Origin of the sequence: Kineosporia mesophila, from assembly GCF_021129235.1 — a bacterium.
Classification (GTDB): domain Bacteria; phylum Actinomycetota; class Actinomycetes; order Actinomycetales; family Kineosporiaceae; genus Kineosporia; species Kineosporia mesophila.
This window is the reverse complement of record NZ_JAJOMA010000041.1, coordinates 1-19,853: the sequence shown is the minus strand read 5'-3', so window position 1 is coordinate 19,853 and position 19,853 is coordinate 1. Positions and strand designations below refer to the sequence as shown.

23 protein-coding genes are annotated in these 19,853 nt (G+C 68.7%); 13 read left to right on the top strand and 10 right to left on the bottom strand.

Going from position 1 to position 19,853, the window contains the following annotated elements; all coding sequences use genetic code 11:
- Window positions 1-218 precede the first annotated feature (218 nt).
- The 5 genes from LR393_RS33630 to LR393_RS33610 all read left to right on the top strand — a co-directional run bounded on the left by LR393_RS33630 (window position 219) and on the right by LR393_RS33610 (window position 5,759).
- Window positions 219-542 (top strand): MOSC N-terminal beta barrel domain-containing protein, encoded by a 324-nt coding sequence (locus LR393_RS33630; protein WP_231489267.1) that lies wholly within the window; start codon window positions 219-221, stop codon window positions 540-542.
- Between the two features lie 635 nt (window positions 543-1,177).
- Window positions 1,178-2,293: an ATP-grasp domain-containing protein gene (locus tag LR393_RS33625; RefSeq protein WP_231489266.1), complete on the top strand. Its 1,116-nt coding sequence runs from the start codon at window positions 1,178-1,180 to the stop codon at window positions 2,291-2,293.
- Entirely contained in the window at window positions 2,290-3,522 is a 1,233-nt protein-coding gene (locus LR393_RS33620) for an MFS transporter (protein ID WP_231489265.1), read from the top strand. Before LR393_RS33625 ends, LR393_RS33620 begins: the two co-directional genes overlap by 4 nt.
- On the top strand, window positions 3,512-4,504 hold the full coding sequence (locus LR393_RS33615) for a hypothetical protein (protein ID WP_231489264.1): 993 nt from the start codon (window positions 3,512-3,514) through the stop codon (window positions 4,502-4,504). The genes LR393_RS33620 and LR393_RS33615 overlap by 11 nt, the downstream gene beginning before the upstream one ends.
- Before the next feature lie 25 nt (window positions 4,505-4,529).
- Window positions 4,530-5,759, top strand: coding sequence for an ATP-grasp domain-containing protein (locus LR393_RS33610; RefSeq protein ID WP_231489263.1), 1,230 nt, complete (start codon window positions 4,530-4,532; stop codon window positions 5,757-5,759).
- Here LR393_RS33610 and LR393_RS33605 read toward each other — a convergent pair whose 3' ends face one another.
- The 3 genes from LR393_RS33605 to LR393_RS33595 are packed head-to-tail and all read right to left on the bottom strand — an operon-like array spanning window position 5,760 to window position 8,130.
- The gene (locus tag LR393_RS33605; protein ID WP_231489262.1) at window positions 5,760-6,272 is read right to left on the bottom strand and encodes a MarR family winged helix-turn-helix transcriptional regulator; all 513 of its coding nucleotides are present in this window, start codon (window positions 6,270-6,272) and stop codon (window positions 5,760-5,762) included.
- Window positions 6,273-6,289: 17 nt separating this feature from the next.
- Window positions 6,290-7,102, bottom strand: a complete 813-nt coding sequence (locus LR393_RS33600) for an ABC transporter ATP-binding protein (protein ID WP_231489261.1) — start codon at window positions 7,100-7,102, stop codon at window positions 6,290-6,292.
- A complete protein-coding gene (locus LR393_RS33595) occupies window positions 7,099-8,130 on the bottom strand; it encodes an ABC transporter substrate-binding protein (RefSeq protein ID WP_231489260.1) in 1,032 nt (343 codons plus the stop codon). The genes LR393_RS33600 and LR393_RS33595 overlap by 4 nt, the downstream gene beginning before the upstream one ends.
- A 24-nt stretch (window positions 8,131-8,154) precedes the next feature.
- Here LR393_RS33595 and LR393_RS33590 point away from each other — a divergent pair, with 24 nt between their 5' ends.
- From LR393_RS33590 to LR393_RS36815, 6 genes are all read left to right on the top strand, one after another.
- Window positions 8,155-9,222 (top strand): FecCD family ABC transporter permease, encoded by a 1,068-nt coding sequence (locus tag LR393_RS33590; RefSeq protein WP_231489259.1) that lies wholly within the window; start codon window positions 8,155-8,157, stop codon window positions 9,220-9,222.
- Window positions 9,219-10,256, top strand: coding sequence for a FecCD family ABC transporter permease (locus tag LR393_RS33585; protein ID WP_231489258.1), 1,038 nt, complete (start codon window positions 9,219-9,221; stop codon window positions 10,254-10,256). Before LR393_RS33590 ends, LR393_RS33585 begins: the two co-directional genes overlap by 4 nt.
- An 82-nt stretch (window positions 10,257-10,338) precedes the next feature.
- Entirely contained in the window at window positions 10,339-10,602 is a 264-nt protein-coding gene (locus LR393_RS33580; protein WP_231489257.1) for a DUF397 domain-containing protein, read from the top strand.
- 308 nt (window positions 10,603-10,910) lie between these two features.
- On the top strand, window positions 10,911-12,032 hold the full coding sequence (locus LR393_RS33575; RefSeq protein WP_231489256.1) for a radical SAM protein: 1,122 nt from the start codon (window positions 10,911-10,913) through the stop codon (window positions 12,030-12,032).
- Complete coding sequence (locus tag LR393_RS36035) at window positions 12,029-12,163, top strand: hypothetical protein (RefSeq protein ID WP_269328319.1); 135 nt, start codon at window positions 12,029-12,031, stop codon at window positions 12,161-12,163. Before LR393_RS33575 ends, LR393_RS36035 begins: the two co-directional genes overlap by 4 nt.
- 77 nt (window positions 12,164-12,240) lie before the next feature.
- On the top strand, window positions 12,241-13,023 hold the full coding sequence (locus LR393_RS36815; protein ID WP_231489255.1) for a phosphotransferase family protein: 783 nt from the start codon (window positions 12,241-12,243) through the stop codon (window positions 13,021-13,023).
- A 60-nt stretch (window positions 13,024-13,083) separates the two neighbouring features.
- Here LR393_RS36815 and LR393_RS33565 read toward each other — a convergent pair whose 3' ends face one another.
- Window positions 13,084-14,070, bottom strand: coding sequence for an aldo/keto reductase (locus LR393_RS33565; RefSeq protein WP_231489254.1), 987 nt, complete (start codon window positions 14,068-14,070; stop codon window positions 13,084-13,086).
- A 147-nt stretch (window positions 14,071-14,217) separates the two neighbouring features.
- Here LR393_RS33565 and LR393_RS33560 point away from each other — a divergent pair, with 147 nt between their 5' ends.
- Window positions 14,218-15,099, top strand: a complete 882-nt coding sequence (locus tag LR393_RS33560; protein ID WP_231489253.1) for a helix-turn-helix domain-containing protein — start codon at window positions 14,218-14,220, stop codon at window positions 15,097-15,099.
- A 63-nt stretch (window positions 15,100-15,162) separates the two neighbouring features.
- Here the strand turns inward: LR393_RS33560 and LR393_RS33555 are convergent, their stop codons facing one another.
- The 5 genes from LR393_RS33555 to LR393_RS33535 form a co-directional block, all read right to left on the bottom strand.
- Complete coding sequence (locus LR393_RS33555; protein ID WP_231489252.1) at window positions 15,163-15,660, bottom strand: RICIN domain-containing protein; 498 nt, start codon at window positions 15,658-15,660, stop codon at window positions 15,163-15,165.
- 230 nt (window positions 15,661-15,890) lie between these two features.
- Complete coding sequence (locus LR393_RS33550; RefSeq protein WP_231489251.1) at window positions 15,891-16,577, bottom strand: DedA family protein; 687 nt, start codon at window positions 16,575-16,577, stop codon at window positions 15,891-15,893.
- 85 nt (window positions 16,578-16,662) lie between these two features.
- Window positions 16,663-17,373: an SDR family oxidoreductase gene (locus LR393_RS33545; RefSeq protein WP_231489250.1), complete on the bottom strand. Its 711-nt coding sequence runs from the start codon at window positions 17,371-17,373 to the stop codon at window positions 16,663-16,665.
- Window positions 17,374-17,455: 82 nt separating this feature from the next.
- Window positions 17,456-18,316 (bottom strand): LysR family transcriptional regulator, encoded by an 861-nt coding sequence (locus tag LR393_RS33540; RefSeq protein WP_231489249.1) that lies wholly within the window; start codon window positions 18,314-18,316, stop codon window positions 17,456-17,458.
- A 12-nt stretch (window positions 18,317-18,328) separates the two neighbouring features.
- Complete coding sequence (locus LR393_RS33535; RefSeq protein ID WP_231489248.1) at window positions 18,329-18,952, bottom strand: TetR/AcrR family transcriptional regulator; 624 nt, start codon at window positions 18,950-18,952, stop codon at window positions 18,329-18,331.
- Window positions 18,953-19,014: 62 nt separating this feature from the next.
- Here LR393_RS33535 and LR393_RS33530 point away from each other — a divergent pair, with 62 nt between their 5' ends.
- Window positions 19,015-19,575, top strand: coding sequence for a hypothetical protein (locus LR393_RS33530; RefSeq protein WP_231489247.1), 561 nt, complete (start codon window positions 19,015-19,017; stop codon window positions 19,573-19,575).
- Between the two features lie 35 nt (window positions 19,576-19,610).
- Here LR393_RS33530 and LR393_RS33525 read toward each other — a convergent pair.
- Window positions 19,611-19,853: hypothetical protein (locus LR393_RS33525; protein ID WP_231489246.1), on the bottom strand; the 243-nt coding region annotated here is incomplete at its 5' end.

Genomic DNA, 19,853 nt, shown 5'->3' with positions numbered 1-19,853 from the left:
CGCGAGACTGATTGTTCCGTCGCAGAAGTCGGATGCCCTCGGTGCTACGTGAGTTCAGGTGCAGCGTCTCACGCCCCTTCCAAACGAAACGCATCCCGGGCTGCCGCTGTGAGATTCTGGTCCCCGCCCGGGCGGAGAGGCGCTGCGACGGAACAATGTTCGCCACGATCCACCCGATCCGCATCAGCACAAGGGCACCTCACCGGGGGGTGGTCGAGATGGTCGAGGACGCATGCGTGGGACGGGTCGCGGCGATCTTCCGCTACCCGGTCAAGTCGATGGCGGCCGAACCGCTGGAGTCGGCCGACGTCTCCCAGCACGGCCTGTCCGGGAACCGGCGCTGGGCCTTCGTGCGGCCGGGCCTGGAGGAGAACGGTTTCCCCTGGCTGACCCTGCGCCGGCGCAACGGCCTCAACTCCTACCGCCCGCGGTGGAGCGACCCGGCCCGCCCCGACCAGTCGGGCGGGCTCGTGCACACCCCCGCCGACACCGAGCTGGAGATCACCTCACCCGAACTCGCCGACGAGCTCGGGCGCAGGTGATGAAGCTCGCCCGGCATCGCGACACCTACCTCGGCATCTACGGCTCGGTCGTCGCGCCGGCCCGGCGACCGTGGGCAGTCCGGTGTTCCTGATCTGATCCCGTTCCGGGTCGGGCTCCCCGCCCGGTGGATTTTACCAGGGCGTCGTCACCCGCAGAAGTCCCTCGATCACCCACGGCATCGTGCGGTATAACGAACCGGTCCATAAGGTCGCTTAGTGAACTAAAGACTGGGCAGCGCCGGGAAGGGCCACGCATGAGATGCAGGTCAGTGCACCGTGGAAAACTTCGAAGATTTTAAGGAACCGGCCGCTCACCTTCTCTCTGGAGCCGCGAAGGACCGGCCCGGTGAGCGACGACAGCACCGCACGGAGAATCGCCGGCCCCCGGTTCTGCCCGGGTCGCCCGGCGTCCCCCCACGGGTGCACGGCTGGGTCTTCCTCACCGAGGACCCAGCCGGGCGACTCACCGAAGACGCGTTCCGGGAACGGTTTCCCCGGCAGGAGATCTCTTATCAGCCCGTTCCGGGGGCCCTGGGGTCCTACGGGCGCTGCGGGCACGCGCTGGTGTCCCACGACACCCATGACGGGGTGGTCACTCTGATGCGGCAGGTCTCCGACTTCAACCGAGGGCGCGGATGAGCCGCCCGGTTGCGATCGTCCTCGGTGCCCGCAAAAGTGGCGCGGTGCGGGCGATGTCCCGGTTCGCCGGCGACTACGAGTTCGTCGATCTCCCGGGCGACGTCACAGTGACCTCGATCGGTCCCGACCTGGTGGACGCGGTGGACGCCGTGGCCGGCCGGCGGCCGCTGGCGGCGGTGCTGGCGAGTTCCGAGAGCACCATGCCCGCGGCCGCGTTCCTGCGGGGCCGCTACGCCCTTCCCGGGCTCGGGCCCGAGCAGGCCGCGCTGGGCACCAACAAGTGGCTGATGCGCTCGGCCCTGCGGGGCCGGGTCGCGGCCCCGCAGGCCTGGCTGTCCGGGGCCTTCCTCGATCTGGCGGCGAGCCCCGTGCCAGAGGTGGTGATCAAGCCGCTGGCCTCGAGTTCCGCACGCGGGGTGAGCCGGATGCCAACCCCGGCCGCGCGCGCGTTCCTGCGCGCGAACCGCGGGCTCTGGCTCGTCGAGGAGGCCCTCGCGGTGGAGCGGGAGTTCCACTGCGACGGGGTGGTCCACGACGGTCACGTGGAGTGGCTGCTGTGTTCGGAGTACGACCGCCCGGTGCTGCGGTCGTTCGGTACCCGCACCACCACGGTGTTACCGACCTCCTCCCCGTTCCGGGCGGGTCTGGCCCACCTGGCCGGGGAGGTCCTCGGCGGCCTGGGTATCGGTTCCGCGGTCTTCCACCTGGAGACGCTGTGGGCCGGGGAGACCCTTTACTTCGGCGAGATCGGGCTGCGTCCGGCCGGTACCGGGATCGCCGAACTGCTGCTGCGCAGTTCCGGGGCGGACCTGTGGGCCGCCCACGTCGCGGCCCAACTGGGTCACGACCCCCGCGGGCAGGGACCGGTCCGGGCGGTCCCCGAGTTGTCCGGCCTGGTGATGGCCCGCCCCACGCAGGACGGCCAACCTCCTCTCCCCCGGCACGAGGCCCGGCGGCTGCCGGGGGTCGACGGCACCGCGGACGGCAATCTGCCGACCGGGCACCAGCCGTCCAACATGTGCGAGTTCGAGTACCTGGCCTTCTTCGAGAACCTCTCCCCGGGCTCGGTCGAGCGCCTGCGTGGGCGGATCGGCCGGGAGGCCGCGCAGTGATACGGAACTGGGTCCGGCCGGGTGGCCATTGGCTGCTGGTGTTCTTCTCGGTCACCTCGATGGCCGAGATCGTCCAGACGCTCGGCATGTACTGGGTCACCTACCGCCTGACCGGTAACGCCACCCTGGTCGGGGTGGTGAACGCGACCGCGTACGTGCCGGCGGTGCTGGCCGGCCTGGTCTTCCGCCGCTACGCCGACCGGGGCCACGCCTCCCGGCTCCTGGGTCTGACCAACCGGGTGCTGCTGATCGGTTCGCTGCTACTCACGGTCGTCTGGCTGGCGGGCGCACCGGTCCCGGCCATGGTCGGCTGTTTTCTCGCGGTCCAGTGCAGTCTGAGCCTGGTCAAGATGCTTAACAAGGCTTACGTGGGCCGGTTCGTGCGCGAGCGTTTCGACGCCGCCGAGGCCCGGGCGCTGGTCAGCCGGGGTACCTCCCTGGGACTGGCCGGTGGGCTCGCCGGTGGCGCGGTGGCCGGGATCCTGCTGGATGTCGCCGGTCCCGCCTGGTGTTTCGGCCTGACCGCCGGGTTGTACGCGCTCAGCATCATCGCCGTCCGCCGTAGTCTCGCCCCCGGGCACCCGGCCGACGACCAGACGTCCGGCCAGGCCGCGCGGGGGGCCCGGCCCCGGAAGAAACCGCAGCCCACCGACGACGCCGACGTGATGGTCGGCCCACGCACGGTTCTGGCCTTCTCGGTGCCGAGCAGCGGCGCTCTGCCGTTCATCTCGACTCTCATGGTCCCGCTCGCCGCCACCCTGGCGCCGGGCCGGGGTGCCTACTACTCCGCGCTGTCGATGGTCGCCACCGTGGGGGGTTTCGCCGCGGGGCTCCTGGTCTCGTCCGAGCGGGTGCCGATGCCGGCGGTGCTGCGCCATGCCCTGCTCCTGGGCGGGGTGCTGTGCCTGGTGCTCGCCCCGGTGCACTCGGCCGCAATGGTGCTCCTGCTCATGCTGCCGGTGTCGATGGTGCTGACCGCCCACGTCATCTGTATGCAGGTGCTGACCAACCAGGCGCCCCGTCCGGAGGAGGTCGGAAAGTTCACGACGCTCCGGAACTCGGTGGCCGGGGCCGCCAAGGCCGGCTTCTCGCTGCTGGCCGGCTGGGTGGTGGACGCCCGCGGTCTCGACACCGCCTGGGTCGTGCTGGGTGCGGTGCTGCTGGTGTTCTCTGTTCTCTGGTGGGGCGCGAGTCTCGCGGCCCGGGAGAGGGCCGTCCGTGTCGCCTGACCCCGATCTCGCCGCCTTCGTGCGCCGGGAACGCGGACGCCTGCTGCGGGCGGGCGGCTCCCCCCGGGCCCTGGCCTCGCTCGGCCTGGACGACGGTTCGCTGGATCGCTGGCAGCACGCGTCGCGGAGCCTCGTGACCCTGCCCCACGCCAGCCCCAACGTGTTCTTCCCCCGGGTCCGGGTCGGCTGGTTCGCGGCCTCCCGGCAGGCCGGGCTGCCGCATCTGCACCACGTGCGGATCGTCCTGACCCACGTGAACTTCTCCGACCTGGGGTGGCGCCCCTACGCCTGGTGGTACATGGGCGCCGATGGCACCTTGCACTGCAGCCGGCAGTTCACCCGCAGCAAGAAACTCAAGCACGTGATCGTCGGGAGCCGGCCCCGCCTCGGCGAGATCCCCGAGGGCGTACGGGGTGCGGACGGGGAGGCCGCAGAGCTGGCCCTGTCCGGCGCCGACCTGTCCGCCTCGTACATGCTCATCATGTCGGCGGTCGAGCGAGCGGCCGGCCTGGCCGCTCCCGGCGCCGTCACCTACCTGCCGCTGAACTGGCTGGTCCGCTTCGCCCGCGAGCAGTCCGGCACCGCCACTGCTGTCGGGCGCTGGCTCCAGGCCCTGCTCACCGGGGCCGAGGGACGGCGCGTCGACGACTCCGGACGCCTGGTGCCCTGCCCCCCGGCCGACGCCCACGTCCTGGACAACACCAGCAACCAGGCCCTGCTGGCTCTGCTGGGCGAGACCGAGGTGCTCGGGGGCGGCAAGATGGCCGCCTACTGGCCCGACATCGAAGCCCGTCTCGACCGGCTCCGGCCCCAGGCCCCGGCCACGCTGGGCGCCCCACGACCGGTGACCGTGCCCGATGTCCTCGATCAGCCGCCAGTCCACCCCGCGCCTGCTCTGCTGGCCCAGCTGGTCACCGCCGGGATCCCCTACTCGCAGGGCCTGGCCGTCGCCGAGCACGGTGCCTTCATGACCCCGCGATGAGCAGGCCCCCTCTGAAGGAGATGCGATGCCGTCCTCCGTCCTACTGATCGGGGCCAAGCCCGACGGTGCCGTCCGGTCCCTGCTGCGGGCCGGCGCCGAGATCACCTGCGTGGCTTCGGTGAAGCACGCCGCCGGCCTCCCGCCCGGGATCCGGGCCGTACCGGTGCACGATCCCGCCGACGTAGAGGACGTCCTACTGGGGCTGGGGCGGCACGGCATCGACCTGACCGAGTTCGACGTCGTAACCAGCGCTCTCGAGTACGGGCTGGTGGCCGCCTCGGTGATCGGCACGCTGGCCGGCACCACCTCGGTGCTACCGGTTAGCACCGCCGTCCGCCTGCGGGACAAGATCGTGCAGAAGAGAGTCGTCCGCCGGGCCCGCGTGCTGGTGGCGGCGAACACGACCGCCGCCGACGAGCAGGAGGCGACCGCCGCGGTCAAGGCCGTCGGCGGACCTCCGGTGGTGGTCAAGCCCCCGCACGGGGCCGGCGCCCGGGAGACGGTGCGGCTGGCCGACGACGACGCGCTCACCCACTGGGCCGGCCGGGCCCGCCCGGGCCCGTGGACGGTCGAGGCGTTCGTCGACGGGGTCGAGCATCATCTGGACGGCGTGGTCAGGGAGGGTCGCGTCGTCCTGCTGACCGTCTCGCGGTACCTGTCCAACATGATCGATGTCCCGGCCGGCGGGATGAACGGTTCGGTCCTGCTGCGTCCCGCCGACGAGCCCGGGCTGTATCAGGCTGCCCAGCAACTCGTCTCACGTTCACTGACGGCGATGGAGCACACCACCGGGGTGTTCCACCTGGAGGCGTTCCAGCGGCCGGACGGGCAGCTGGTGTTCGGCGAGTGCGGGGGCCGGGTCGCCGGTAAGCGCATCGACGAGATGATCCGTCTCGCGACCGGCGTCGACCTGCACGAGGAGTGGGCGGCCGCCGTCCTCGGCCTCCCGACCGGTGCCGGGGCCGCGGTCGTCCGCGAGGACGCCGCCTTCGGCAACCTCGATCTGCTCGCCCCGCCCGGCCGGATCGTGTCCCTGCCCGGTCTCGACGACCTCGCCCGTCGTCCCGGAGTGGTCCATGCCGAGTACAAGCTGCGGCCGGGATCGACGATGACCTCGTTCGAGGACACCAACACCCGGGTCGGCCGGGTGGTCGTGTCCGGCCGGAACGTGGCCGAGGTGGAACAGCACCTGTCCGAGGCCGCCGCCTGGCTGTGGGCGCAGGCCCGATCGGGGAGTTCCCAAGAACTTTCGTGATCAGGCCGGGTGGGCGTCGACGGTGGGGAGACCCGCGTCGCGCTGCGCCCGCATGGCCTCGTGCGTCGCGCGGGCCGAATATCCCTTGCCCGTGGAACCGACGATCAGCGTCAGGCCCTCCAGCACGGCCTGCTGCTCGGCGGCCGGGAACCGGGAGAGGAAGGCCAGCATGCGGTCGTTGAGCACCTGCCGGGACTCCTCGAGCACGGTGCGGCCCTCGTCGGTCAGGGCGAGGAGCACGCCGCGCTTGTCGCCGAACACGCTCTCGCGCACCACCAGGCCACGCCGCTCCAGCACGAGCACGATGCTACTCAGCGAGGCGCGGGTGACCTCCGAGCGGTCGGCCAGCAGGGCCGCCCGCTGCGGCTGCGACTCGATCAGGGCCAGGATCCGGAACTGGGGCAGGGTCAGATCCGAAAGAGCCCGTTCCAGGCTACGGCTGAGCACGGCCACCGCGACCACCGCTTCGCTCAGGACATCGTCTCCCGGCTGCGTTACTTCCTCGGACCGCATGCCGTCAGGCTACCCAACTACTTCCGGTGGACGCCGACCAGCGGCACAGTGAGAGGTGTGCCGGTCACCGGGTCGTCGATGATCAGGCACTTTAGCCCGAACACCGCCTCGACCACCTCGGCCGTGATCACGTCGGCGGGGCGGCCCTGGGCCACGATCGCGCCGTCCTTCATCGCGATGATGTGATCGGCGTAGCGGCAGGCCTGGTTCAGGTCGTGCAGCACCGCCACGATCGTCTTGCCCTCGGCCTGGTTCAGTTCCCGGCACAGTTCGAGAACCTCGACCTGATGGGCGATGTCGAGAAAGGTCGTGGGCTCGTCGAGCAGCAGCACCGGGGTCTGCTGGGCCAGTGCCATGGCCACCCAGACCCGCTGCCGCTGACCACCGGACAGCTCGTCCACCCCGCGGGCCGCCAGTTCCGTGACCGAGGTGCGCTCCATCGCCGACCGTACCGCCGCGTCGTCCGCCGACGACCACTGGTGCAGCAGACTCTGGTGCGGGAATCGTCCTCTGCCCACCAGATCCGCCACCGTGATGCCGTCGGGCGCGATGGAGGTCTGCGGCAGCAGGCCGACCTGACGGGCGAGTTCCTTGGCGCCGTAGGCCGAGATCGACCGGCCGTCCAGGAGCACCTGACCGGTATGGGGTTTCAGGAGCCGGGCCAGGGCCCGCAGCAGGGTCGACTTACCGCAGGCGTTCGGGCCGACGATGACCGTGATCTCGCCGTCCGGGATCGCCACGTCCAGGCCCACGCAGATCATCCGGTCCGCGGAGTAGCCGAGGCCGGCGGCTTCCACCACCAGCCTCGGCCCGCCCTGGGAACGACTCACCCGAGGGTCTTCTCGAGCGTGGACAGGATCCCCCGTGCGGCGGTCGGGCCGGTGTTGAGGTAAAACGTGTCGTCGTCGACCGCGACGGCCTTCCCGGCCTGCACCACGGCGAGCGAGTCCCACAGCGGAAGGCCGGTCAGCTTGGTCGCGTCGCCGCCCTGCACGCCGTAGAACAGGTGGTCGCCGTCGGCCAGGTCGAGCTGCTCGGAGCTGATGTCCTGCGAGGTCTCGTCGGTGAAGCTCTGGCTCTCCGGGCGCGGCAGGCCGATGTCCTCGGCGACCGAGCCACTGAACGAGGCGACGCCGAACACCCGCGTGCGGTCTTCGTTCTGCCGCAGGAAGGAGACGTTCCCCGGGTCCGGGAGCCCCTTCCCGAAGTCGGCGGCCTCGGTCTGGTAGTCGTCCAGCCACTTCTCGGCCTGCTCACGCTTGCCGATCGCGTCGCCCAGCAGCAGGAAGTCCTGCTTCCAGTACAGGCCGGTGCCCTGGGTGGCAACCGTGGGCGCGATCTCGCTGAGGCTCTTGTACATCGCGGCGGCATCCTTGCCGGCCGTGTTCATCAGGATCAAGTCGGGCTTGAGGTTGGCCACCGACTCCAGGTCGGGGGCGAACCGGTCGCCCACCGACGTCACTGCGGCCAGGTCGTCGGCGTCGTCGGGGAATGCCTCGGTCAGGTACGCCGGGATCATGTCGGCGCCGTCACCGGCGGTGGAACCGACCGGCACCACCCCGAGCGTGAGCAGAGCGTCGGCCTGACCGGTGGAGATCACGACGATCTTCTCGGGTTCGGCTTCCAGCGTGCTCTTACCCTGGAAATGCACGACGGTGCGAGGGAAATCACCGTCCGCGGCGTTACTGCCCTTGCCTTCGGGCATGGTGCGCGGGGTGACGTATTCGCTCTTCTGGGTTGCGGCCGAGGCGGGCGCAGAGGACTCGGACGAGCCTCCACCGCAGGCGCTGAGCACCAGTGCGGCGGAGATGACGCAGCTCACGGCCACAAACGGCCGGAGGGGGGTTCGGATGTTCACGGAAGTTAGCCTAGGCTTACCTAAGTGCCGACCACAAGATCGTACGGGACTCTAACTACCTCGCAGGGGGCCGGACGCGTCCTCAGTCCCCTCGCCGCCGTGCTCGGGCTGGGCCTGATCGTGATCCTGGTCATGACCAGCGTCGCCGTCGGCTCACGCCCCATCCCGATGGCCGATGTCTGGGACGGGCTCCTGCACCGTGACCGGAGCACGGAGTCGGTCATCATCTGGCAGCTGCGCATGCCGCGCACGGTGCTCGCCCTCACCGTCGGGGCCTGTCTCGGCGTGGCCGGGGCCGTGATGCAGGCGCTCACCCGCAACCCGCTGGCCGAGCCCGGCATCCTCGGGGTGAACGCCGGCGCGGCCTTCGCGGTGGTCGTGGCGATCGCCGGGTTCGGGGCCACGTCATTCACCGGTTACGTCTGGTTCGCCTGCGCCGGAGCGGCTCTCGCGTCCACGCTGGTCTGGGCGGTGAATCAGCGGGCCTGCGGGCAACTCGGCCATCCGACAACAGCGGGCAACAGCCAGACCCGGCTCCTGCTGGCGGGTGTCGCCCTGTCGGCGTGCCTGAGCGCCTGCACCGGCATCATCACGATGTTCGACGAAGACGCCTTCGACTCCTACCGCTTCTGGGTGGTCGGATCACTGGCCAACCGCGACCAGTCAATCCTCCTGGCCTTTCTGCCGTTTGCCGGGATCGGCCTGCTGGTCGCCCTCGCGCTCGGCCCGTCCCTGAACGCCCTGGCCCTCGGTGACGACCAGGCCTCCTCGCTGGGACTCAAAGTCGCGCACATCCGCGTCCTCTGTTTCGCCGTCCTCACCCTGCTGTGCGGTGCCGCAACCGCCGCGGCCGGGCCGATCGCGTTCGTCGGGCTGGTGGTACCGCACGCCGTACGGCTGATCACCGGCCCCGACCAGCGCCGGGTACTCGCCCTCTCGCTGATCGCCGGGCCCGCGCTGGTTCTCGCCGCCGACATCGTGGGCCGGGTGATCGCCCGTCCAGGAGAGGTCGAGGCCGGCATCGTCACCGCTTTCGTCGGGGCGCCCGTTCTCGTCCATCTCGTGCTCCGGCAGTCCAGGAGAAACTCATGACCACCGTGCCCGGCTTCACCGCGCTGAAGCTGCCCGGAGGTTTCACTCTCCGACTGCACCGCCGCTCCACCGTGACCGTCGCCGCCCTGCTGACCACGGCGTCCATCATTGTGGCCGTCACCGTCGCCACCGGCGCCTACGAGATCACCAGAAGTGATCTGCTGCATACCCTTATGGGCGGTGGCAGCGACATGGACCAATTCATCGTGCTGCGCCAGCGCCTGCCCCGGGCCGTCGCCGCCGTGCTCGTCGGCGCCGCCCTCGGCCTGTCCGGGGCAGTGTTCCAGAGCATCAGCCGCAACCCTCTCGGCAGCCCGGACGTGGTCGGTTTCGCCACCGGATCGGCCAGCGGCGGCCTGATCGTCATTCTCCTGGCGGGCACCTCGTCGTTCGCGAGCATCGCCACCGGCACCGTGACCGGCGGCTTCGCCACCGCGCTGTTCGTCTACGCCCTCAGCGCCGGTCACGGAAAGGGCGGCGAACGCCTCATTCTCACCGGCATCGCGGTCGGTGCCATGCTCTCCTCGGTCAACGACTACCTCATCACCCGGGCCACACTGGAAGACGCCGAGACGGCCAAGGCCTGGCAGTTCGGCAGCCTGAACACCATCACCTGGCCGCATGTCACCCCGGTCCTCGTCGTGCTCGCTGTCCTGGTGCCCCTCACCCTGGCCCTGGCCGGGCCGATGCGAGTGCTGGAAATGGGGGACGACGCCGCCAGCGGTCTCGGGGTCGAGGTCGCTCGTGTCCGAATCTTGTTGCTGGCAGCGGGCGTTGCTCTGGCCGGGGTGGCCGTGGCCACGTCCGGCCCGATCGGTTTCCTGGCCATGGCCGCGCCTCAGCTGGCCCGCAAGGTCGCCCACTCCCCCGGCATCGCCCTGCTGCCCTCAATGGCGATGGGCGCGGTGCTGCTCAGCGCCGGCGACCTCCTGGCCCAGCGTCTGCTCAGCCCTTTCCAGATCCCGGTCGGGCTGGTCACGGCGGCGCTGGGTGGGCTGTACCTGTTGTGGGTGCTGACCTGGAGGAAGGGTTAGGCAGCGGCGCCACCGGCAGGGGGGCGGGCCCGACGGGGATCCGGACCCACCCCCTGCACTTTCACCGATCAGGAGGATCACCATGCTCAGGACCGACGGCCGTTGGCAGAAGGCAAGCACCTCGGCCCGCGGTCGGGACTGCGTGCAGGTACGCGTCGACAGCCGAGGTGTCGGCATCAAGGTGGGCGACACGAAAATGAGCCAGGCTCTACCCTTCTCCTTCACCCACGACGAATGGCGAGCCTTCCTCGAAGCCGTCAAGGCCGGGGAGTTCGATCTCATACCCTCCGATGCCGATGGACCTGAATTTCGAGCGCATCACGTCGCGTCGCCATCGCGGGATTGAGAAATGCTCTCACGCTGGCGGTTGACTCCGCGCGCCCTCAACTTGACCTAGACCCGCCGGGTTCAGAACCACATGCTTCGTCACGATTCCGGACGCCTCACGGAGACTCATAGTGCCCCGGGCAACGGCGCGCAGCCAGGGCCGCGTCCGGGTCCACACGGGCCCGCCGCCTTTTGTTGACCCCGAAGTTTTCTTGGATTTCACAAACCATTACATGGCGAGATTTTTGAATGAACGCAAACTGAATTTAGCCCTAGGAATAAGACTGCCAGTGATGCATCCTGGGCTTCCCCAGAGAGGACCGAACAGTGCATGAGCTCATTGCCTCGCCGTACCTCGATCACCACGTCATTGCATCACGCACCGGCAGCGCCGGACTGAAGGTCACCCGAAGGCATTACCTGGGCTTGAAAGATGCTGTTGATGATGGCAATTCCGTACCAGAATGGTTGGCCAAGGCCGCGCCCCGTTACCTCGGCGTACACGATCTCACCGGCCCGGCCGCAGAGCGAGTGCTCGTGCGGGAAGAGACCGAACCCGCATTCGCCCGGGCGTCTTACGAGATCAACCTCGGTTGCAACTACGACTGCACACATTGCTATCTAGGTGACAAGCCGTTCATCGGACTGCCATGGGAGAAGAAGGTACGGCTCCTCGAAGTTCTTCGCGATGTCGGCGTTCTTTATCTTCAGGTCACCGGTGGCGAGGCAACCGTCGACCGCGATTTTGTGAGGACTTACCTCCTCGCGTCACAGCTCGGCATCCTGGTCAACCTGTCGACTAACGGGTCGAGGTTATGGCGTGAGGACATTCTGGACGCGTTCCGGCAGGCTGCGCCGAAGGAGATCGCCGTCAGCATGTACGGCGCGACCCAGGAGTCCTACGAGGCCCTGACCCAGCGGCGGGGCTCGTACAAGCAGTTCAAGCGGGGAGTGGAGGCAGCGGTGGCGGCCGGGCTGCCGGTCAAGCTGAACATCATTGTCACCCGTCACAACGACGCCGAAGAAGCCGACATGGCCACCTACGCCGAAGACCTCGGTATCAGCCACTTCTCTTATCACCAGATCACCCCCACCTTCAACGGGGAGGGCGATGTGATGACCCAGCAGTCCACCCGGCACGGGCGCAAGCGGAAGCCATTCACCGGTTGCAACGCCGGCCACACCTTCTTCGCCGTCGATCCGCTCGGCAAGGCGACCTTCTGCAAGATCGCCCGCGAGAAGGAAGTCGATGTGCTTCAGGAGGGCGCGAACGGCCTGCGGAAACTCGGCGACTACGCCGACGAAGGTCACCTCCGCACTGGCGGCTGCGCCGGCTGCACTTTGTCCGGCACCTGCTCCACGTGCCGACCGCTGGCGAAGCTCTATCAGGAAGCGGGGGCGGAACTGAACAGGTACTGCCAACACGGTGAGAAGGAGCAAATGTCATGACGGTCATCCTGGAACTGACATCCACGCGCACCAGCGAGCTAGAGGAAGGCGTCATCCCGATCGAGGACCTCAAGGGCCTTGACCTGAAGGGATGTTCCTGTAGCGCCGGGGACGACCAACCCTACAACTGAAGTAGCTCGGGGTACTGTGCTGTCCGGCCGGTCCGGCTCCGGCCGGACAGCACACGTCACGGGGAATCGGAGAGGCAGTGCCCGACAGAATCACCGAGCTTCCTGCTGAAGCACTCGACGCTGTCGTCGCCCACCTTGGTCCCATCGACTCGTACGAGACCGTCGGACCAGGCAGGAACAGTGCTATCGCCGGGATCGTTACCCAGGGCCGAAACCGTCTATTCATCAAGGGTCTACCCATCCGGCACGACCGTCCCTGGAAGACTCAGGAACGCGAGGCCAGCGCGGCGGCGATCCTGCCCGGTTTCTGTCCGGCTGTGAAGTGGCGCAGCGTAGGCCCCGCCTGGGACATCATCGCCTTCGATGCTCTGCCGTCCGAATCGCGGCCTGCCGACTACCGACCCGGGTCTGCCGACCTCGGTGTCGTGGCAACCACCATTGCCGAACTCGGCACCCACTCGGCAGTAACCGCATCGCTCAGAGCCGAGACGCGCTGGCCCGGCTGTCCGGCCGGGCCGGCCCTCTTGCACACCGACCTGCACACGGACAACGTCATGATCAGTGCCCGGGGGGCTCACGTCATCGATTGGGCCTGGCTCACGGCCGGGCCAGCCTGGGTCGACCCCTTCATCTGGGCCGTCTACCTGGTCAGGCACGGTCACACACCTGCCTCAGCTGATGCTTGGGCGTCGCGCATTCCAGCCTGGCAAAACCGGCCAGCGGCCGCCGTAACCGCGTTCGCCGACACTTTCCAGGCTATTTGGGACGAGATCGCAATCATGCCCGGCCCGAAGGACTGGCCTCAGGAGATTGCCCAGTATTCACGGGCATGGCGCGAGTACCTCCTCCGCCAGAGCTGACCGCTTCGTCACGTTTCTCCGACGAGCGCACGGCGGACGACCCAGTCCGATAAAACCCGGTCAGCGGTCGATGGCGGCCATGTTCACCTCGTCGTGCCGCTCGCCCGCGGCGGGCCGCAGCGTGTTCAGGCGTTCGAGCTGGTCCGCGGTCAGCTCGATGGTGTCGGCGGCCGTGTTCTCCTCAACTCGGGCCACCCGGCGGGTGCCGGGGATCGGGGCGATGTCGTCTCCCCGGGTGAGAATCCAGGCCAGGGCGGTCTGGGCCGGGCTGGCACCGATCTCGGCCCCGATCGCCCTCACCTCGTCCACGATAGCCAGGTTGCGACGGAAGTTCTCGCCGGTGAAGCGCGGGTTGGTCTTGCGCCAGTCGTCGTCCCGGAAGTCGTCGACGGTACGGATCTGGCCGGTGAGCAGACCGTGACCCAGCGGGGAGTAGGGCACGAAGCCGATGCCGAGTTGCCGCAGCAGCGGGAGGATCTCGTCCTCCACGTCGCGGGTCCACAACGAGTACTCAGTCTGTAGCGCGGCGACCGGCTGCACGGCGTGGGCCCGGCGGATCGTGTCCGGCGCGGCCTCGGACAACCCGAAGTGCACGACCTTGCCCTCGGCGATCAGCTCGGATACCGCCCCGGCGGTCTCCTCGATCGGCGTTTTCGGGTCGACCCGGTGCTGGTAATACAGGTCGATACGATCGGTGCCCAGCCGCCGCAGTGAACCTTCCACGGCAGCGCGCACATTCGCCGGGCTGCTGTCGACAGCCCCCGGTGTGCTCCCGTTCCCGGTGTGGGCGATGAGGCCGAACTTGGTCGCGATGACCACCTGGTCGCGTCGACCCGCCAGAGCCCGGCCCACGAGTTCTTCGCTCAGGTAAGGCCCGTACACCTCGGCCGTGTCGATGTGCGTCACCCCGAGGTCGAGAGCACGGTGAATCGTGCGGATCGACTCGGAGTCGTCCAGAGATCCCTCGCTGGTGTAGGTGCCGGCCATGGTCATCGCGCCCAGACCGATGCGGGAGACCTCGAGATGTCCGAGCTTGGTGTTTTTCATGGTGATGCGTCCCTTCCGGTGATCCTGACCGCGATGAACCGCGGCGGATTCCATGCAACGACCCGCCGGAAGAAGAAGGAACACGCTGATGACAGGTGTACTGACAGCCCACCCCGGGCGCCGGGTCACGCACCTAAGCTCGAACGTGTGAGCAACCGTGACGAGGTCAAGGCGTTCCTCACCTCACGCCGGGCGAAGGTCACCCCGGAGCAGGTGGGGCTCAGCATGGTCAATCGCGGGCGCCGGGTTCCGGGGCTGCGGCGCAGCGAGGTCGCCGATCTGGCCGGGGTCAGTGTCGAGTACTACGCGCAACTTGAGCGCGGGAATCTGGCCGGTGTGTCCGAAAGTGTGCTGGATGCCCTGAGCCGGGCGCTCCGCCTGGACGAGGCCGAACGATCTCACCTGCTCGACCTCGCCGCGGTCGCCGGACCGGGCCGCACGAGACGCCGCAAACCGATCGCCGCCCAGGTCCGCCCCACGGTTCAGCGTCTGCTCGACCTGATGCCGGCGGTCCCAGCGATCATCAACAACGCCTATCTCGACACGGTGGCCGCCAACGACCTCGGCCAAGCGCTTTTCGCTCCGGTCTTCGGCAGCTCCGTCCGGCTGAGCGGGGGGCCGGTCAACCACGCCCGCTTCACGTTCCTCGACGCCCGCGCCCAGGAATTCTGGACCGACTGGGAACGTGCCGCCGACGACGCCGTCGCATCGTTACGCGTCGAGGCGGGCCGCAATCCCTACGACAAGAATCTCAGCGATCTGGTCGGCGAACTGTCCACCCGCAGTGAGGCATTCCGGCAGCGCTGGGCCGCCCACGATGTCCGCCTGCACCAGCTCGGCACTAAGCACTTCCGGCATCCCGTGGTGGGCGAGATGCACCTGGACTTCGAGGTGCTGGAACTACCCGCCGACCCGGGCCTGCTCCTCGTCACCTTCACCGCGCCAGCCGGCAGCCCAGACACCGACGCCCTCGCCCTCCTGGCCACCTGGGCCGCCTCCCAGAACGTGAGCCCCCTACCCCGCCAATGAGCACGAACCATCAGGAGGGCGATGGACCACCCCGTGAACAGGACGGTCCATCGCCCTGATTCATCAGAAGTTCGTATACCACATGTGAGCGAGAATGTTATTGCCACCGGCCAGGTACACGTCGTTGGCGTCGTTCATGCTCAGTTCCATGGTGTTGTAGTAGTTGTTGCCGAGGTAGTAGCTGTTGGCCGTGCCGGTCACCAGGTGATGTAACCAGACGTGGGTCCGGGCATCGCTGCAGGCAACCGTGTACACGTCGTCCGCGTTCGCGCTCAGGCACAGGCCCGTTCCCACGTTACGCAGTTCGCCGTTGCTCATCTTCTGCCAGCGGTGGTACTCGCTTCCACTGCACGGCGTGGCATAGACACTGCCCGCGAAGTTCGAGCTCAGGCAGTCGTTGGTGTAATTGACGTTGACGATCGTCGATGTCCCCAGCACGGTGGCCGCCGAGGCCGGTGAAGCGACGGTGACGAATCCCGCAGACAGCAGCAACGTCACCAAGGCAACGAGTACCAGCGGGGCACGGCGAAAGCGGGACGCGAGCAGAGCGGTGTTTGCCACGAATATCCTCCCCAGAAACGGAAACGAACGAATTAAGGCATCGGCGCCCCCGAAGCGCATCCGATTTACCCCGAATGACCAAGCTCGGCCATTACGTCACCGGCAAGTGAACGATCCGCGACCGGAACATGGACCGTGACTGCCGGCCCGCTGAAGTTCCGGCCGTCGGGACTTCATCCGTTCCACTGCACAGCACGGTGAATCACTCAGGAGCGAAACAGGTTTCCGGGTCAGGAACGTGCACCTGAACCAGATTCCGCCACCGCTCGGGCGCCCGCACCACGGTGCGCGGCGCTCATCGCCCCATCCGGAGGCCGACGCCACCACCGGATCAGGAACGCCACCACCGCCGGCGTCACCACGAGCGCGTCGAGAGCGAGGGTCGTGAGCTCGACGTGGTCGGCGACGAACGGGATCGCCCCGAGGAAGTACCCGCTCAGCAGCATCCCGGCCGTCCACAGCAGCCCACCGGCCACGTTGTACACGGTGAAGCGGCGCCGCGGCATGCCCACGGCCCCCGCCACCACCGGCGTGAAGGTACGCACCAGCGCAACGAACCGGGCCGTGATCACCGCCTTGCTGCCGTGCCGGTCGAAGAACTCCCTAGCCGCGTCGACGTGCCGGGCCCGGATCCAGCGACCGGGCCTCCCACCGAAAAGGCGCGGCCCGATGCGTCCCCCGATCCAGTACCCCAGCTGATCCCCCAGACTCGCGGCGGCCCAGACCGCCCCGATCACCACGACCAGCGGCACCGGCACGGTGCCGTTGGCCACGAGCAGCCCGGCGGCAAACAGCAGCGAGTCACCGGGCAGGAAGAACCCCACCAGCAGACCTGTCTCGGCAAAGATGATCAGTGCGAGCAGCAGCACGGCGGCCGGGCCCATCTGGGACAGCAAGACCGTGAGCGCGAACGTCATGCCCCGAGCCTAGGCACCCACTCCTGAACGAAGCCTGACCGGGGTACCCCGAGAGGCAGATGTCAGCGAACCGTTCATCCGTAGGTCATTTCAGCACGCTTCCCCCGTCGACCACCGTGACGTTCCCAGTCAGATAATCCTGCTCCATGGCCGCGACGAACGCCTGCGCAACATCCTCCGGTTCCGCCACCCGCCCCAGAAGTGTTGCTTCACCGGCCTGTTCGAAGAAGGAGGCCGGCAGGTCCCGGAACAGCGGCGTGCGCACCAGGCCGGGAGCGATCACGTTGACCCGCACCGGCGCCAGCTCGACGGCCAAAGACCGGGCAGCAGCGATCACCGCACCCCCGACAGCCCCACCCAGCGCCCGCCCCGGTCCGCCGTGCAGGGCCGCAGCACCGGCGGTCAGAGTGATCGAACCGCGTTCGTGCAGGTGGGGCCGGGCCAGGCGCACGGCGTCGAGCGCCCGGAAGAAGCGCACGTCGAAGAAGGCCGCCGCCCGCTCAGGATCGTAGGAACTGATCGGGCCACGGACGAGCTCGTCGCCCGCGGTGTAGGCGAGATGGTCGAACGGTCCGGCCGCGTCGAGAAACTCCTGCAGGGAGGCCGGATCGGTGACGTCGACCGCAGCCCCCGAGGCGTTTTCGGGCAGCCCGGTGAGCGCCTGCTCCACCGACTGCGGCGAGCGCGATCCGATGATCACCCGGGCGCCGGTGGCGGCGACCTGGTGGGCGACGGCGAGGCCGATGCCACTGGTGCCGCCGATGATGACGACACGGGCAGAAGGCGAGAGAGACAAGAGGACGTTCCTTCCGGACGACGATGTCCTCCCACCCTGGGTGCCTCACGGTGAGGGCGTCCAGGACCAGCTGGTTACCAACTCATGCCGGGCCGGCATCAGGGCTGGTCAGGAGCTTCGGCGCGGCCTGGAGCAGTTCGTGGAGCGTCGGTTCGGTGCGGCGGGTCTCGATCACCAGGCACACCCGTACCGGGTCCAGGTCGTTCACCCGGGAGAAGGCCAGGTCGGGGCGGTGGTAATAGCGCGAGGCGGACAGCGGCACGATCACGATGCCCCGGCCCGCGGCGACCTGCTCGAACTTCTCCTCCACCGACGGCGGCGCCTCGCAGGCCGTGGCGTAGGCGCCGGGCCAGCCGGGTACGGCCCGGGCGGGCTGGAGCAGTTCGTCATCGGCCAGGTCGGCGAGCGTGATCTCGGGGCGGCCGGAGCACGGGTGGTCCAGCGGCAGTGCGACCAGGCGGGGTTCCTCGAAGAGGTCCACGACAGTGAGCCCTTCGTCGTCGAAGGGCCGATGGGCCAGGCAGGCGTCGAACCGGCCGTCGCGCAGCCCGGTGAGCTGGTCGGCCCAGGAGGTGCGGAGGGCGTGCACGCGCAGCCCAACGAACCGTTCCTCCAGGTGCCGCACCAACGGGGTGAGGATCAGGCCGGGCATGAAACCCACGGTCAGGCTCGCACGGTCGGCCCGGCGCAGACGCTGCTGCAGGATCTCGGCCGAGTGCAGCAGCGTCTGGGCCTCGTCCCGCAGCAACTCCCCGGCCGCGGTCAGCTTCGTCCCCGCTCGTGAACGCTCGAAAAGCGTGACGCCGAGCTCTCGTTCAAGAGTGCTGATCGACCGGCTGAGCGCGGGCTGGGCAATGTGCAGGGCCTGCGCCGCCTGACCGTAGTTCAGGGTCGCGGCGAGCGTGACGAAGTACCGCAGCCGGCGCAGGTCCAGGTCAGCCATGGTGCAGGCCGGTCAGGAGAGATGGGCCAGTGAGGCGACGATCCGCTGCTCGATGTCGGCAGGCCAGGGAAAGGCAGCCGTCACGGCCCGCTGATGGGCCAGGCCGTGCAGGCCCAGCCACAGCGCGACGGCATCGGTGGCCGGGTCCTGACTGGCCGATTTGCCCGCAGCGGCGCAGTCGACGAGCGACCCGGTAAGAATCTCGAAGCTCTCCACCCCCAGCGCGCCCAGGTCGTCCGCGGTCACCGAGGTGCCCTCCCCCAGAGTCGGCACCCAGAGCCCACCGAACATCGTGCGGTAGCGCTGGGGGTGGGTCTGCGCGAACTTCAGGTACGCGTGACAGACCGACTCGAGCCGAACGCGCGGGTCGTCCCCCGCGTCCGCCGCCCGCAGGGCCGCGTTCAGCTCCACGAAGGCGCTCTGCACGACGGCGAGCATGATCGCCGGCTGGTCGGGAAAGTGCTTGTAGATCGACGGCGCCGCGATGCCGGCCTGGCGCGCGATCGACCGCAGCGTCAGGTTCCGTTCGTCACCGGTCTCGTCGAGCAGATCAATGGCAGCCTGGATGATTTCCTCACGCAGGCGGCCACCCTCGCCCCGGCGATTACGTGTACGGGTCGTCCCGGTCTTCTCCACCCCTCGATAATACGCACGTAACCTTTCGTTCGTTAACCAACATTGTCTGTCACGCTGGGAGCATGTCCCTTTTGCCCTCCACTCATCTGACTGCGGCTTCGTGGATCACCGGAGCGGCACAGGACTGGTCCGAAACCGCCGTATTCGGGCCCCCGAGCCTGCCCGCGCACGCCCGGCTGCGGTTCATGCCCGATCCGGAACACCCGGGCGCCACCGACAACAGCACTCAAGCCCTCTCCGAGCACCGCCAGCTGGGCCTGCTGCTCGACGTGCTGTCGCGTCACACCCGCACCCCCCGACTCGGCTACTTCTGCCTCTGGGAGGGATGGGGCGTGACCCCCGAGGGGTCCGGTCCGGCCGACGTCGAGATCCCCAACCGCGCCTATTACCTTTTCGAGGGCCCCCTGAGCGCTTACGGGCAATGGGTGGCAGGCCACGACGAGAACCCCCCTCCCCCGGCATTCGTCTGGCCGGCCGACCACGCCTGGTGCGTGGCCCGCGACATCGACCCGCACTGGGCCGGCATCGGCGCCTCCGAGGCCGCTGTCGAAGAACTCATGGCCGTGCCCGGCCTCGACATCGTGCGAGCTGACCCGACCCAGGCGCAGCCCCACTATTTCTGAAAGCGCGGGAGTTTCAGAATTGAGGACGCGGTTGCTCACCTCGGGCCCGCCTGCGCCAGACCATCCCTGATCAGCCGGCCCCGTCCACTCCGTCCACCCCGGCTGACCCGGCCGCCCCGGCTGACCCGGCTGACCCGGTGCCCCGTCCACCTTGGCCACCTTGGCCGCCTCGTCCGCCTCGTCCGCCCCGCCGCCTCGTCCGCCCCGTTCACCCCGGCCGACCCGGCCGCCTCGTCCACCTTGGCCGCCTTGGCCACCCCGGCCACCCCGGCCACCCC

Bases quoted from the DNA above. Each gene is read 5' to 3' on its own strand.
- LR393_RS33565 (WP_231489254.1), bottom strand. From the start codon at position 14,070: ATGAAAAACACCAAGCTCGGACATCTCGAGGTCTCCCGCATCGGTCTG.
- LR393_RS33530 (WP_231489247.1), top strand. From the start codon at position 19,015: ATGTCCCTTTTGCCCTCCACTCATCTGACTGCGGCTTCGTGGATCACC.
- LR393_RS33585 (WP_231489258.1), top strand. From the start codon at position 9,219: ATGACCACCGTGCCCGGCTTCACCGCGCTGAAGCTGCCCGGAGGTTTC.
- LR393_RS33580 (WP_231489257.1), top strand. From the start codon at position 10,339: ATGCTCAGGACCGACGGCCGTTGGCAGAAGGCAAGCACCTCGGCCCGC.
- LR393_RS36035 (WP_269328319.1), top strand. From the start codon at position 12,029: ATGACGGTCATCCTGGAACTGACATCCACGCGCACCAGCGAGCTAGAG.
- LR393_RS33550 (WP_231489251.1), bottom strand. From the start codon at position 16,577: ATGACGTTCGCGCTCACGGTCTTGCTGTCCCAGATGGGCCCGGCCGCC.
- LR393_RS33610 (WP_231489263.1), top strand. From the start codon at position 4,530: ATGCCGTCCTCCGTCCTACTGATCGGGGCCAAGCCCGACGGTGCCGTC.
- LR393_RS33625 (WP_231489266.1), top strand. From the start codon at position 1,178: ATGAGCCGCCCGGTTGCGATCGTCCTCGGTGCCCGCAAAAGTGGCGCG.
- LR393_RS33605 (WP_231489262.1), bottom strand. From the start codon at position 6,272: ATGCGGTCCGAGGAAGTAACGCAGCCGGGAGACGATGTCCTGAGCGAA.
- LR393_RS33540 (WP_231489249.1), bottom strand. From the start codon at position 18,316: ATGGCTGACCTGGACCTGCGCCGGCTGCGGTACTTCGTCACGCTCGCC.
- LR393_RS33630 (WP_231489267.1), top strand. From the start codon at position 219: ATGGTCGAGGACGCATGCGTGGGACGGGTCGCGGCGATCTTCCGCTAC.